At 62.6% G+C, this 13,032-nt stretch carries 15 protein-coding genes; 10 read left to right on the plus strand and 5 right to left on the minus strand.

The window, feature by feature from the left end; genetic code table 11:
• From K0F85_RS21665 to K0F85_RS21680, 4 genes are all read left to right on the plus strand, one after another.
• Positions 1-1,235 (plus strand): MFS transporter (locus tag K0F85_RS21665; RefSeq protein WP_219117988.1); only part of this gene is annotated, 1,235 nt, incomplete at its 5' end.
• A gap of 31 nt (positions 1,236-1,266) precedes the next feature.
• On the plus strand, positions 1,267-1,932 hold the full coding sequence (locus K0F85_RS21670; protein WP_219117989.1) for a DUF1345 domain-containing protein: 666 nt from the start codon (positions 1,267-1,269) through the stop codon (positions 1,930-1,932).
• Positions 1,933-2,171: 239 nt separating this feature from the next.
• Positions 2,172-2,549: an HPF/RaiA family ribosome-associated protein gene (locus tag K0F85_RS21675; RefSeq protein WP_219117990.1), complete on the plus strand. Its 378-nt coding sequence runs from the start codon at positions 2,172-2,174 to the stop codon at positions 2,547-2,549.
• 258 nt (positions 2,550-2,807) lie between these two features.
• Positions 2,808-3,773 (plus strand): GGDEF domain-containing protein, encoded by a 966-nt coding sequence (locus K0F85_RS21680; RefSeq protein ID WP_219117991.1) that lies wholly within the window; start codon positions 2,808-2,810, stop codon positions 3,771-3,773.
• A 1-nt stretch (position 3,774) separates the two neighbouring features.
• On the opposite strand, the gene K0F85_RS21685 is transcribed toward K0F85_RS21680, so the two are convergent.
• Complete coding sequence (locus K0F85_RS21685) at positions 3,775-4,404, minus strand: DUF5610 domain-containing protein (protein ID WP_257572958.1); 630 nt, start codon at positions 4,402-4,404, stop codon at positions 3,775-3,777.
• Positions 4,405-4,547: 143 nt separating this feature from the next.
• Here K0F85_RS21685 and sbcB point away from each other — a divergent pair, with 143 nt between their 5' ends.
• A complete protein-coding gene (gene sbcB, locus K0F85_RS21690) occupies positions 4,548-5,996 on the plus strand; it encodes an exodeoxyribonuclease I (RefSeq protein ID WP_219117993.1) in 1,449 nt (482 codons plus the stop codon).
• Between the two features lie 43 nt (positions 5,997-6,039).
• Here the strand turns inward: sbcB and pyrF are convergent, their stop codons facing one another.
• The gene (gene pyrF, locus K0F85_RS21695; protein ID WP_219117994.1) at positions 6,040-6,864 is read right to left on the minus strand and encodes an orotidine-5'-phosphate decarboxylase; all 825 of its coding nucleotides are present in this window, start codon (positions 6,862-6,864) and stop codon (positions 6,040-6,042) included.
• A 167-nt stretch (positions 6,865-7,031) separates the two neighbouring features.
• Between pyrF and K0F85_RS21700 the strand changes: the two genes are divergently transcribed.
• The 4 genes from K0F85_RS21700 (at position 7,032) to K0F85_RS21715 (ending at position 9,853) form a co-directional block, all read left to right on the plus strand.
• Complete coding sequence (locus K0F85_RS21700; RefSeq protein WP_219117995.1) at positions 7,032-7,646, plus strand: LemA family protein; 615 nt, start codon at positions 7,032-7,034, stop codon at positions 7,644-7,646.
• Between the two features lies 1 nt (position 7,647).
• Positions 7,648-8,481 (plus strand): YgcG family protein, encoded by an 834-nt coding sequence (locus K0F85_RS21705; RefSeq protein ID WP_219117996.1) that lies wholly within the window; start codon positions 7,648-7,650, stop codon positions 8,479-8,481.
• Complete coding sequence (locus K0F85_RS21710) at positions 8,481-9,002, plus strand: TPM domain-containing protein (protein WP_219117997.1); 522 nt, start codon at positions 8,481-8,483, stop codon at positions 9,000-9,002. Before K0F85_RS21705 ends, K0F85_RS21710 begins: the two co-directional genes overlap by 1 nt.
• An 86-nt stretch (positions 9,003-9,088) precedes the next feature.
• Positions 9,089-9,853, plus strand: a complete 765-nt coding sequence (locus tag K0F85_RS21715) for an SDR family NAD(P)-dependent oxidoreductase (RefSeq protein ID WP_219117998.1) — start codon at positions 9,089-9,091, stop codon at positions 9,851-9,853.
• Between the two features lie 54 nt (positions 9,854-9,907).
• On the opposite strand, the gene K0F85_RS21720 is transcribed toward K0F85_RS21715, so the two are convergent.
• On the minus strand, positions 9,908-10,099 hold the full coding sequence (locus K0F85_RS21720) for a hypothetical protein (RefSeq protein ID WP_219117999.1): 192 nt from the start codon (positions 10,097-10,099) through the stop codon (positions 9,908-9,910).
• 303 nt (positions 10,100-10,402) lie between these two features.
• Here K0F85_RS21720 and K0F85_RS21725 point away from each other — a divergent pair, with 303 nt between their 5' ends.
• Positions 10,403-10,828 (plus strand): VanZ family protein, encoded by a 426-nt coding sequence (locus K0F85_RS21725; RefSeq protein ID WP_257572959.1) that lies wholly within the window; start codon positions 10,403-10,405, stop codon positions 10,826-10,828.
• Between the two features lie 19 nt (positions 10,829-10,847).
• On the opposite strand, the gene K0F85_RS21730 is transcribed toward K0F85_RS21725, so the two are convergent.
• Complete coding sequence (locus tag K0F85_RS21730; RefSeq protein WP_219118000.1) at positions 10,848-11,126, minus strand: hypothetical protein; 279 nt, start codon at positions 11,124-11,126, stop codon at positions 10,848-10,850.
• Between the two features lie 438 nt (positions 11,127-11,564).
• Positions 11,565-12,692, minus strand: a complete 1,128-nt coding sequence (locus K0F85_RS21735) for a peptidase M24 (protein WP_219118001.1) — start codon at positions 12,690-12,692, stop codon at positions 11,565-11,567.
• Between the last annotated feature and the right edge of the window lie 340 nt (positions 12,693-13,032).

Below are 13,032 nucleotides of genomic sequence, written 5' to 3' on the forward strand. Positions count from 1 at the left end.
ACCGCAACTTCGCCTTTTACCTGTCCGCCCGCGTGCTGGGCACGGTGGCCGTGCAGATGCAAAGCGTGGCCATCGGCTGGCAGGTGTACCAGATCACGGGCAGCCTGTTCGACCTGGGCCTGATCGGCCTGGCGCAGTTCGCCCCCTTCCTCGTGCTGATCCTGCCAGCCGGCCATGTGGCCGACCGCTACAACCGCCGCAACATCATCGCCTGGTGCCTGGCGGCGCAACTCGCTTGCGCGCTGGCTCTGCTGGCCTTTACGCTCAGTGGGCTGTCCATCGTCTGGCCCGTGTTTGCCGTGCTGGTGCTGTTCGGCAGCGCGCGCGCCTTCATGATGCCGGCCACGCAAGCGGTGCTGGTCAACATGGTACCCACGCAACACTTCAGCCGCGCCGTCGCGCTCAGCTCGTCGAGTTCGCACGTGGCCATCATTCTGGGGCCTACCCTGGGCGGCTTGCTGTATTACTTCGGCCCCAAGGTGGTGTATTTGATCTCGTCCGCGCTGCTGGTCGTGTCCGTCGTGCTGATGCGCGCTACCACGCCCGCGCCGCAAGTGGTGAAACGCGAACCCGTCAGCTGGCATACCCTGCTTGAAGGCTTGCGCTTCGTCTGGTCGAAACCCATCGTGCTGGGCGCCATTTCGCTCGACCTGTTCGCCGTGCTGTTCGGCGGCGCCACGGCCCTGCTGCCGGCACTGGCGCACGACGTGCTGCATGCCGGCCCCAGCGGCCTGGGCCTGCTGCGCACGGCACCGGGCGCCGGCGCGGCCCTGTGCTCGATCACGCTGGCCATCTTCCCCATCACGCGCCGCGTGGGCGCCTGGATGTTCGGCGGCGTGGCTGTCTTCGGCGTGGGCACCCTGGTGCTGGGCAGCACCAGCCATTTCCCGCTGGCGCTGGCGGCGCTGTTCCTGATGGGCGCCGGCGACATGGTCAGCGTCTACATTCGCCACCTGCTGGTGCAATTCGAGACGCCCGACGAGATCCGCGGCCGCGTCAGCGCCGTGAATGCCGTCTTCATCGGCGCCTCGAACGAGCTGGGCGAATTCGAATCGGGCTTGACGGCTGGCTGGTTCGGCCTGGTGCGCGCCGTGCTCTTCGGCGGCGCCGCCACCCTCGCCGTGACGGGCGTGTGGGCCGTGCTGTTCCCCGTGCTGTCGCGCATGGATCGCTTCCCCCACCACGAGAAGGAAGCGGCCGCAGGACGAGCAGCTGAGCCGGCACATAAGGGCTAAGATGCGCTATTGCCACTGACGACCTCGCACCATGAAACTCACGCTTCCCTTGCACGGCTTCATCCGCAGCCGCCCCCACCTGAGCCTGGCCACGGCCATCGGCGTGGCGGCCGGCCTGCTGCTGCCGGCAGCATGGCAACAAATGACGCGCCTGCTGACGGCGTGGAACGTCGCCGTCTGGTTCTACCTGGCGTCGATGGCCTGGATGATGATGCGTGCCAACCATCACAAGGTCAAGGCCGTGGCGGCGCGCCAGGATGAGCGGGCGGCCATGGTCCTGTCGGCCCTGTCGGTGGCATCCGTGATGAGCCTGGCGGCCATCGTCTCGCAACTGTCCTCGATGAAAGACATGGCGCCGGACGAGCGCGCCCTGCATTACGGCTTGACGATCCTCACCCTGGTCGGTTCCTGGTTCCTCGTCGGCACCCTGTTCTGCTTCCACTATGCCCACCTGTATTACCGGGCCGACCCTGCGCTACGTCCCCTGAAATTTCCCGACGGCGAGCAAGAACCCGATTACTGGGATTTTTTATATTTCGCCTTCACCATCGCCGTCGCCGTGCAAACGTCGGACGTTTGCGTGCAGACGCGATTGATGCGGCAGATCGTGCTGGGGCAGTCCGTGCTGAGCTTTTTCTTCAACCTGGTCGTGCTGGGCTTGTCGATCAATATTGCGGCGGGGCTGATTAACGGATAAAGGCGGGATAAGAGCGGGATAAGAGCGGGATAAAAGGCGGCTGACGGTGACGCGAAAAAAATTCCATGAAGAAACTTGACCTGGCTGAAGGGTTAAGCCCATCTTAATCGTGCGCCCCCTCTTGAAATACGCGAAAGAGGAGTAAGATAAGTTCCATGCACGAGGTCATGTGCATGAGGCAGCAACCAGGCCGCAGCACGCCTGAGATGGGTTTTTTTTGAATTGACAGGAGTCAGCATATGCAAATCAATATTCATACCGACAGCACCATCGCCAACACCGCTGGACTGAACGAACATGTGCAATCCGTACTTGAAAGCGCACTGAGCCGCTTCCGCGACAACCTCACCCGCATCGAAGTCCACATCAGCGACACGAATGGCCCGAAAGGCGGCGCCGACGATATCCGCTGCGTCATGGAAGCACGCGTTGCCGGCTATCAACCGATTGCCGTGACCGAACAGAACGCCACCGTGCATCAATCCGTTTCCGGCGCCACCGACAAGCTGAAACGCGCCATCGACAGTGCCCTGGGCCGCCTGCAAGACAGCAAGCGCCACGCCACCGGCAAGAATGCCGTGATCGATACGACCGAAGCGGAAGAGACCGCCGAATAATTCCCCCCTGCAGGATTTCCAGAGACTGAGGCAGCCGTTCAAGGCTGCCTTTGCACATCCGGCCCGCCTTTCGCGCGCGGCAATATCAATATCAAAACATCAAGCATTTTAAATTATTAACACGACAATGAAATAATTGTCGTATTTCTCACAGTAAGTGACATCAAGCAAGCTTTTGCCGTTACAGCCAAGGCCGCTTTACGCTATCATGAAGCTACCGGCCCCCTGCTCGTGCGCCGGCTTTTTGAAAGTGTGATTGTGGAACAGATCGGCAACTTCGGCGCTTCAGGCTGCAACATCGGCGATTTACAGCTATTTCGCGATGGGGCGGACAGCCACACGGCCGCCATGCTGGCGCCCTGCCCCGTCATGCGCCTCGAAGCGGGCGAAGCGATTGCCGACACGCAAGGGGCCAGCCTCTACATTGTCCTGCGCGGCTCGCTGGCCGTGGCCGCCGACACCCACACGGGCATGGATGACGGCACCGTCAGCAAAGTCTTGCCCGGCGAAAGCGTGGGCGAACAATCGGTGCTCGATGAAGCGAGCAACCTGGCCGCCATTTCCGCCCTGGAAGAAACCGATTTGCTGGTGATCGACGCGGCCATCGTCTGGGAATTGATCGAGCAATCGAATGGCCTGGCGCGCAATCTGCTGCGACTGCTGTCCTTCCGCATCCGCGCCGCCAATGCCCTGCTGCGCCGGCGCCAGAAATTGGGCGAATTCTACCGCCAGCTGTCGATGGTCGACAGCCTGACGGGCCTGTACAACCGCGCCTGGCTGACCGACTTGCTGCCGAACATGATCGTCACGGCCCACGCCAGCGGCTCGCCGCTATCGCTGGTGATGATCGACCTCGACCATTTCAAGCGTTTCAACGACACGCACGGCCACCAGGCAGGCGACCAGGCGCTGCGCATCGCCGCGCAAGTGCTGGGCGCGGCCCTGCGACCGACGGATTTCGCCGTGCGTTATGGTGGCGAGGAAATGATGGTGATCTTGCCCGACACCAACGAACACGTGGCCTTGCGGGTCGCCGAACGCTTGTGCGAGCGCATGCAGCACGCCGTCATCTTCGCCGACATGCGCAGCGCGCTGCCGCACATCACGGGTTCCTTCGGCGTGGCCAGCCTGGCGGCCGAACAGGACGACGAGGCGCTGATCGCCGCGGCCGACGCGGCGCTCTACAGGGCGAAAGCTTCGGGCCGCAACACAGTAGCGCTATAGCTCAGGCAGCCTTGCTGTCGGCCGCTTTGCCGGTATCCGGCGTGGCAGCGTCATCTTTCTTGCTGCTGTGCGCGGCGATGAAATCCGCATAGCCCTTCTGCACCAGCTCGTACGTCTTGTCGATATTGCCAGCGATATCGCCATTCAGCACTTTCAAGCCGCCCAGGATGTCGCGCGCTTCCTTGAAGCCTCTTTCCATGCCGCCACTGATGGTATCCATGAACTTGCTCAGGGCCGTATCGTCGTCCATGCCGGGATTCTGCTTCTTGTAGGCATCAAAAAAACCCGTCGACAGCGAGACGATGCGGCTTGCCGTCGCTTCGGCGCTATTGTCCTGCGAGGCCGCGTTCTGGATCGCATCCTCACCGTACTGGCCCTTCAGCGCTTCATTGATATTCGTGATGGCCGTCTTGTACAGCAGCGCCAGCGGCTCGTTTTCCGAGCCGATCGACACATTCAGCGAGGCCTGCATGATGGAGGCGTTCAATTGCAGCTTGCTGCGGTCATTCACGCTCATTTCAGCGTTGATGCCGTCCTTTTGCTGGACTTTATCGTCCTTGCCGGCAACGCCCGTACTGACGGAAGTCACGGAAGGGGTGGAATTGCCGCTTGCGGCGATGGGAATTGACACGATAGACCTCCTTGAACGGGCAATGTATGCCACCATGCGGGAAACGCGATGATGATCATCCTCTCGTGTAGTATCGGCAGGTTTTCAGAAAACTGAAGCGGCCCGGACAATTAAGATAACAATTAAGCAAGCAACGACCATCAATGACTAACCAGACTTTTCTTTGGCACGACTACGAAACCTTTGGCGCCCAGCCGCGCCACGACCGCCCGGCCCAGTTCGCCGCCATCCGCACGGATGCCGACCTCAGGGAAATTGGCGAGCCCATCATGCTGTATTGCCAGCCCGCCAATGATTTCCTGCCCGACCCACAATCGTGCCTGATCACGGGCATCACGCCGCAGCAATGCTTGCAGCTGGGCGTGCCCGAACATGAGTTCGCTGCCACCATCGAAGCGGCCTTTTCGGAGCCGGGCACCATCGGCGTGGGCTACAACACCATCCGCTTCGATGATGAAGTCACGCGTTTCCTGTTCTGGCGCAACCTGATCGATCCGTATGCGCGCGAATGGAAGAACCATTGCGGCCGCTGGGACATCCTCGATGTGGTACGCATGACGCACGCGCTGCGCCCGGAAGGCATCGAATGGCCAAAGCGCGACGATGGCCAGACCAGCTTTAAACTGGAACACTTGAGCAAGGCCAACGGTCTCGCCCACGAAGCGGCGCACGATGCGCTGTCCGACGTGCGCGCCACCATCGCCCTGGCGCGCCTGATCAAGGAAAAACAGCCGAAACTGTTCGAGTTCTGCCTGGCCCTGCACAAGAAGGACAGGGTCGCCAGCGAGATGGGCATGCACCTGGCCGCCAGCGAGCGCCAGCCCTTCCTGCACGTGTCCGGCATGTTCCCCGCCGAACGCGGCTGCCTGGGCATCGTCTGGCCGCTGGCCACGCACCCGAGCAACAAGAACGAGATCCTCGTCTGGGATTGCGCCTACGACCCGCGCGAACTGTTCAGCCTGGACGCCGACACCATCCGCACGCGTCTGTTCACGCGCAAGGAAGCCATGCCCGAAGGCATGACGCGCCTGCCCGTGAAAAGCGTGCACCTGAACAAGTCGCCCATGCTGGTCGGCAATCTGAAGACCCTGTCGCCCGCCATGGCCGCGCAATGGGGCATCGATCTGGACACGGCGAAGGTCAACGCGCAATTGGCCGCCACGGCGCCCAACATGGATGCGATCTGGGCCGAAGTCTTCCAGCGCCCGGGCGCGAATGCCGGCCTGGACGTGGATGAAGATTTGTACAATGGCTTCATCAGCAACGACGACCGGCGCCTGCTCGAATCTCTGCGCCGCGACACGCCGGCCAAGCTGGCCACGGCCCGCCCCTCGTTTGCCGACGAACGCCTGCAGGAATTGCTGTTCCGCTACCGCGCCCGCAATTTCCCGCAGACCCTGAGCGAAGCGGAAAGCCTGCGCTGGGAACAGCACCGCGCCGCGCGCCTGTTCGACGGCGACGGCGGCGCCCGCACCATCGAAATGCTGTTTACGGAAATCGACGTGCTGTCGGAATCGGTCGATGAGCGTGGAGAAGAGATTCTGGGACAGTTGTACGATTACGCGGAGATCGTCGCACCGCAAAGGGACTAAATGCAAAATGCCGGGCTAGCCCGGCATTTTTTATGCATGCAACTTAAAGCGCACGATGTTGATTGATCGCATCGCGCGTTTCAATGGCCACGCGGCGCGCCGCATCGGCCCAGTCTTCGCCCGCTTGCGGCGTGGCGTAGATGATGGCGCGCGAAGAGCTGATCATCATGCCCATGCCGTTCGCCGTCTGGCCCGCGCCGACGGTAGCGGCGATGTCTCCGCCCTGGGCGCCGATGCCGGGCACCAGCAGCGGCATGTCGCCGACGATGGCGCGCACTTGCGCCAGTTCTTCAGGGAAAGTGGCGCCGACGACGAGCGCGCACTGGCCATTCTTGTTCCATTTCTCGGCCACCAGGCGCGCCACGCGCTGGTACAGCGGTTCGCCATCCGTATTGAGGAATTGCAGGTCCGAGCCGCCCGGGTTCGAGGTGCGGCACAGGATGATCACACCGCGGTCTGTCCACGCCAGGTAAGGGTCGAGCGAATCCTCGCCCATGTAGGGGTTCACGGTGACGGCGTCGGCGCCGTAGCGCTCGAACGCTTCGCGCGCGTATTGCGTGGCGGTGGCGCCGATGTCGCCCCGCTTCGCGTCGAGGATCAGGGGGATGTGCGGGTAATTCTCGCGCACGTAGCGACAGATGTCTTCCAGCTGCTTTTCCGCGCCCAGCGCGGCAAAATACGCGATCTGCGGCTTGAAGGCGCAGGCCAGGTCGGCCGTGGCGTCGATGATGCGGGTGCAAAAGCTGGTGATTCCATCAGGCAAGTCGCGCAATTCGGCCGGCAGTTTCGCCAGGTCGGGGTCCAGGCCCACGCACAGCAGGGAATTATTGGCCGTCCACGCGGCGGATAATTTATTGATGAAATTCACGGCACACCTTCTCTATCGTCAGTTGCAAACCCCGTATTGTAACGCGGCGCGGGGTTGCCACGGCGTGGCAAGGCGGCCAGACACGGCCGCCAGCGCTTATTAAACCGACATGCCGGGCCGTTTCAGGTATATTTGCCTCACCTCCCATACTCTGCACGGAACCCATCATGCAAATCACCAATCAATTCACCAAATGGCTGCGCCTGGCGCTGAGCGTCACTGTGCTGGCCGGCATCCTGACGGGCTGCGGCTACAACGACTTCCAAAGCAAGGACGAAGCCACCAAGGCCGCCTGGGGCGAAGTGGTCAACCAGTACCAGCGCCGCGCCGACCTGATCCCTAATCTGGTGAATACCGTCAAGGGCTACGCCACGCACGAGCGCGAAACCCTGGAAGCGGTGACCAAGGCGCGCGCCGCCGCCACCAGTTTCCAGATCACGCCCGAAGTGCTGAACGACCCGGCCGCCTTCGAGAAATTCCAGCAAGTGCAGGGGCAGTTGTCGTCGGCCCTGTCGCGCCTGATGGTGGTATCCGAGAAATACCCGGACTTGAAGGCCGATACCAGCTTCCGCGACTTGCAGTCGCAGCTGGAAGGCACGGAAAACCGCATCACCGTAGCGCGCCAACGTTACATCGTTGCAGTCCAGGATTACAACGTGCATGCGCGCAGCTTCCCGAACAATCTGACGGCCATGGTCTTCGGCTACAAGGTCAAGCCTTCGTTCACGGTGGAAAACGAAAAATCCATCTCGACCGCGCCAACCGTCAACTTTGGCAAATAAGATGAAAGCCTGGTCTTCTCTGGCGGCACTGGCGACGGCGCTGCTGCTATGGACGATGCCCCCGGCCGGCGCACAGGAGTTGCAGCCCGTGCCGCCGCTGGCGGCGCGCGTGACGGATGACGCCGGCATGCTGGACGCCAAGCAGAAAGCGGCGCTGGAAGGCGTGCTGGCCGATTACGAAGCCAAGACCGGCAGCCAGATCGCCGTGTTGCTGGTCAAGAGCACGGAACCGGAAGCCATCGAGCAATACAGCATCCGCGTGACGGATGCCTGGAAGCTGGGCCGCAAGGGCGTCGACGACGGTGTGCTGCTGATGGTGGCAAAGGACAACCCATCGTCCCTGCGCCGCCTGCGCATCGAAGCGGGCCGTGGCGTGCAGGGTGTACTGACGGATGCACAATCGAAACGCATCCTGCAAGACGTGATCGCCCCGCATTTCAAGCAGAACGATTTCTATGGCGGCCTGGTCGCTGGCGTGGGAGCGATTGCCACCCTGCTGAACCAGGAGCAATTCCCCGCACCTGCACAGCAGAAAGCGCCGGCCAGCGTGGAAGCGGGCGGCATGACCTTCTGGCTGCCGCTGCTGTTCTTCGGCTTCCTCGTCGTGCTGACCGTGTTCCGCTCGCGCGGCGGACCTACGCGGCTGCAGCGCGGCAGCAACTGGTCCAGCGGCGCCACTGGTGTCGTGCTGGGCAGCATCCTCAGCCAGGCGCTGAACAACCGCGGTGGCGGCGGCTTCGGCGGCGGCGGTGGATTTGGCGGCGGCGGTGGTGGTGGTGGTTTCGGCGGCGGCGGCGGCGGCTTTGATGGCGGCGGCGCCTCGGGAGATTGGTAATGACAAAACAACTGACATTCGGACAACGCTGCGGACGCGCCTTGAAACATTTGCGCGGCACGCCGGCGACGGCGCGCCAGGCTTTTCCCGAACGCACCTTGAAAGCCATCGAGACGGCCATCGGCGACGGAGAAGCGATGCACCAGGCGGAAGTGCGCCTGATCGTCGAGGCCGCCCTGACGCCGGGCATGGCTTATCAGGGTGTGAGCAACCGCGAGCGGGCGCGCGAACTGTTCGCCCAGTATGGTGTGTGGGATACGGAAGATAACGTTGGCGTGCTGATCTATATCAACCTGGCCGAGCACCAGGTCGACATCGTCGCCGACCGCAACGTGGGCCGACGCATCACGCCGGAGCAATGGCAAGCCGTGTGCCGCGCCATGACGCAAGGTTTCAAGGATAGCAATTACCACGACAGCACGCTCGATGCCTTGCAGCAGCTAAATAGCTTGCTGCAAAGCCACTTCCCCGCAACTGGTCCGCGCGACAACCAGTTGCCGAACGAAGCCATCGTCCTCTGATTCCCGCCCAGGGATTAAAATCTGCCCATTGCCGCGCAGGCTGGTGGCACGGGCGGCGCGGCCCCTATTACCGCCGAGGAGCACACATGAAACTGATCAATAAAACCGCCATCGTCACGGGCGCCACGCAAGGCATCGGCCTGGCTTGCGCCACCCGCCTGATCGCCGAAGGGGCGCAAGTGATGCTGGTCGACATCAAGGAAGAAGGCGCGCAGGCGGCCGCCGCGCTCGGCCCGCAGGCGTACTTCTTTTGCGCCGACGTCAGCCAGAAGGCGGACGTCGATGCCATGCTGAAGGAAACCCTGGCCCAGTTCGGCCATATCGATATCCTCGTCAACAATGCGGGCGTGACGCACGCCGCCGATTTCCTCGACGTGTGCGAAGACGATTTCGACAGGGTCATGCGCATCAACCTGAAATCGATGTTCCTGTGCGGCCAGGCCGTGGCGCGCGAAATGGTCAAGCGCAATAGCGGCTGCATCATCAATATGTCCAGCGTGAATGCGGAACTGGCGATCCCGAACCAGGTGCCGTACGTGGTGTCGAAAGGCGCCATCAACCAGCTGACCAAGGTCATGGCCTTGAATCTGGCCATGCACGGCGTGCGCGTGAATGGCATTGGCCCTGGCACCATCCTGACGGAACTGGCCAAGCAGGCGGTCTTGTCGAGCCCGCAGGCGCGCCATACGATCCTGTCGCGCACGCCGCTGGGCCGCTGCGGCGAACCGGAAGAAGTGGCCGGCATCGCCGCCTTCCTGGCCAGCGACGACGCCACCTACATGACGGGCCAGACCATCTATGTCGATGGCGGGCGCATGGCGCTCAACTACACGGTGGCCGTCAAGGAGTGAAGGCAGGACGATCTAGTTATATAAAAAAACTATAATGGTTATCTAAAAAGACCATTAGACACATATCGTGCGACGCAGCATAATGCAGCTGTCTCCACTATTCTCCTCCAAGAAAATAGTTTTAAGCCCGCTTTCACCAGCGGGCTTTTTTTTTGCCATCACGACTGAAACATGGCCATTCTTGCCATGATTCACAATCTTCTCCGTCATTCTGCGTGCCGCAAAAAAAATGTTGCGGCGTGTCATCAGCCCGTCATCTTCGCCCCCTATACTGACTTCATCTGCTGTACAGGCAACCGATATGCCTGACTACAGACAGGTGTGCCGCGATGGCACACCACTCCCCTTTCATGACCGTGGCGCCCGCCCGCAAGGCGGGCGACATGGTGAGTACCGAGCAACTCTCAACTCTTGACCCATTTCATTTGGGTTTTTGGCCCGCGTCACCGCGGGCCTTTTTTTGCCTGCACGGCAAGCTCTTGCGCAAAAACACGATGGCCCGCCATGCACATGATATGGTGACGGTCTTTCCATCTGCCCTGTCGCCTCATGCCTGCACACTTGCCCGAACTCTGTTTTTCCGACCGCTATGCACGCCTGCGCTTCCGCACCGCGCTACTGCTATATGCCCTGGTGATTTTGATCGGCGACATTCCCGGCGTGCGCGCGGACGTGGGTCTATATGCGTCGGGCGGCGTGCTGCATTCCCTCGGTTACGGCGTGCTGGCCCTGATCCTGTTCAGCGGCACGGGCGGCGGCATGGCGCGCCGGGCGCTGCTGTCGGTGCTGATGGTGGCGGCCATGGGCGCGCTGGATGAATACATCCAGAGTTTCCTGCCTTACCGACATGGCGCCGTCAGCGACTGGGTGGTCGATATCACGGCCGCAGCAGCGGTTTGCCTGCCGCTGTGTTTTCTCTGGCCCAAAATGGTCGCCGCCGCCCTCGGCAAGGGCGCGCCACAACCCAAAGCCTGAACCGGGACAGGACAGAGCGTCAGGCGCGGTCCGCTACACGATCCTGCAATGCCAGCCGCAACTGCCCCTGACTGCACGCGCCCAGGCGCCGCATCAGGGCGCGCGCCTCACGCCGACTGCCGGCGCCCATGGCGCGTGCCGCATCGCGCTGCATGTCCAGCAACTGTTCCGAGCGCGCCAGCCGCACCAGGCCATGCAAGGCCTGTGCCAGCATATGGCGTGCACGGGCATCGCGCGCAGTGCCGGCGACGGCCAGCACTAACTCATCGATCAGTTTTGCGGTAGGACCAGAGGACATTTTTTCTCCCGATTCAACAGTGAGGAAACGTGCGGGCGCACGACCTAGTGATTATCAGCATCGTTTATACCAAGCACGGCAACTAGACGCTTGATCTAGCGCAATCACTCATGACGGCTGCCGAACATCCCGGCGGCGCCATGCTCTTACATGCAGCCATCGCGGCTATCCGCATCACTGCGGGTGACGATCCTGAGTGTTCGACCATGAGGAAAGGATGAGATCGAAAAAAACCCGGCGGCTGGCCAGCCTGGCCTGTCCCTTGCCGGGGCCTGTCACGCCACGGACAATGCCAGCCTGGCGCGCAGCTTCATGCAAAATACCCGGCCCGCCCTCCAGATTGGCGATCGGGTCAGCGCGCAAAAATGCGTGATGCAGCGCTATTGACAGGTGCCGGGGCTGGCCGCTGCGTACCGATTTTTTGCACACAGGGCCGTATCAAGCCAAGGCCAGGGTCAGCGGCCGGCTGCGCCCCTGCACCACGGCCGAGGGCCAGGCCGGGTCGTGCGTCAGGTTGTGCAATTGGCTGCCGTCGAGCAAAAAGGTGTCTTCCACCGTACTGCCGGGCAAACTGGGGTGGAAAGCCAGCGCCATGCCCGGCTTGAGGAGGATTTCCGTGTGCGCTCCGGCTGCCACTTCGGGCGCCAGGTAACCATGGATGCCGCCCTGCCGACTGGTGCGCACCGCGTCGGGCTGCCCTGCATACGCATAGGCGCTGTCGAGCGCGTGATACACCATGCTCAGCGCATGGCCTGTTTCGCAAGCATCGAGCGCCACCGCTTCCAGCGCCAGCATGGCGGCATCCGCATCGTCCATGACCACCCCCGCGCCATCGGCGCGATGCTGCGCCGGGCCGAAGCGCCGTTGACGGCTGAGGCTAGCGCACAGGCCGAAACGCCGCGCACACAGGGTCAGCACGGCTTGCGTGCCCAGCACCACGTGGGCCGGCGAAGCGCGCCGATACCGCTGTTGGCGCTCCTCGCCACTGACCTGCACGTGCACGGCTTGCAAGCCCCGCAGCCACAGCGCGCGCGCGCATGCGGCAGCCAGCTCCTGCTCGCTCCAGTCGGGGCGGGCCTGGCGCAGCGCATCTGCGGCCGCGCCGGCAGCCAGCCGTCCTACCTGGCGATAGCGCTGCTGCTCCGATTCCAGCAGCACCAGCCGCTCTTCGCGCAGGGCCACGGGCAGGCTGCGTTCATGCAAGCCGGGCCGGTCGGACAAGACCGGCGCGCCACCGGCCGCATGCTGCACGAAATGCTCACGCAATTCATACAGCTGCGGCTGCATCCAGGGCGACACTTGCCACGTCCATGGCCCGCGCACGTCCTCCTCGCGCATGCGCATGACTTCGGCTTCGTCCGTCAGGATGTAGGCGGCGTCGCGCGTCACCAGCACTTCCGCGCAAGCGCACTCGGCCGTATGGCTAAGGCTGTTCGACGCGCCCGCCGTGGCCCACGCAAACCAGTCCACGCTACGCAGGCGCACGGCACCGGCACGCTCCTGTTCCAGCCAGCCCCGCATCTGCGCCAGCTTGTGCGCCACTTCCCGTTCCAGCGGCCAGTTCATGACCGCCCCTCTTCCGGGTTCAGGCGCGGCACCACCCCGCCTGCTCTGCCCGGCACCAGCCGGGCCTCCTGTTGTTCATGCATAGCTGCTCCCTTCCTACATGGAAACGTCAGACCCGCGTACGCATAAAAAGTTCGGCGCCGGGCTTCGTCTCAGGCTTGCAGTCTATGACTTCCTTTTATTTTTGCAAGCAGCTATTTCGCCCGCGCGATCAGCACGGCCGTGACCTTCTGCAGGTTCAGTAGCAGCGGTTTTTCCGTGATGAACTCGTATTCGGAATGCCCCGTGCACACCGTGTGCGCCATGCATTGGCAGCACCGCCGATGGCGGCCGGTTGTGG

The sequence above is a fragment of the Janthinobacterium sp. UMAB-56 genome, from assembly GCF_900095265.1.
Taxonomy (GTDB): Bacteria; Pseudomonadota; Gammaproteobacteria; order Burkholderiales; family Burkholderiaceae_D; genus Janthinobacterium.

Coding starts and splice junctions, on each gene's coding strand:
- K0F85_RS21710 (WP_219117997.1), top strand. CDS start 8,481: ATGACAAAACAACTGACATTCGGACAACGCTGCGGACGCGCCTTGAAA.
- K0F85_RS21735 (WP_219118001.1), bottom strand. CDS start 12,692: ATGAACTGGCCGCTGGAACGGGAAGTGGCGCACAAGCTGGCGCAGATG.
- K0F85_RS21670 (WP_219117989.1), top strand. CDS start 1,267: ATGAAACTCACGCTTCCCTTGCACGGCTTCATCCGCAGCCGCCCCCAC.
- K0F85_RS21730 (WP_219118000.1), bottom strand. CDS start 11,126: ATGTCCTCTGGTCCTACCGCAAAACTGATCGATGAGTTAGTGCTGGCC.
- K0F85_RS21720 (WP_219117999.1), bottom strand. CDS start 10,099: ATGACACGCCGCAACATTTTTTTTGCGGCACGCAGAATGACGGAGAAG.
- K0F85_RS21715 (WP_219117998.1), top strand. CDS start 9,089: ATGAAACTGATCAATAAAACCGCCATCGTCACGGGCGCCACGCAAGGC.
- K0F85_RS21700 (WP_219117995.1), top strand. CDS start 7,032: ATGCAAATCACCAATCAATTCACCAAATGGCTGCGCCTGGCGCTGAGC.
- K0F85_RS21675 (WP_219117990.1), top strand. CDS start 2,172: ATGCAAATCAATATTCATACCGACAGCACCATCGCCAACACCGCTGGA.
- sbcB (WP_219117993.1), top strand. CDS start 4,548: ATGACTAACCAGACTTTTCTTTGGCACGACTACGAAACCTTTGGCGCC.
- K0F85_RS21705 (WP_219117996.1), top strand. CDS start 7,648: ATGAAAGCCTGGTCTTCTCTGGCGGCACTGGCGACGGCGCTGCTGCTA.
- K0F85_RS21725 (WP_257572959.1), top strand. CDS start 10,403: ATGCCTGCACACTTGCCCGAACTCTGTTTTTCCGACCGCTATGCACGC.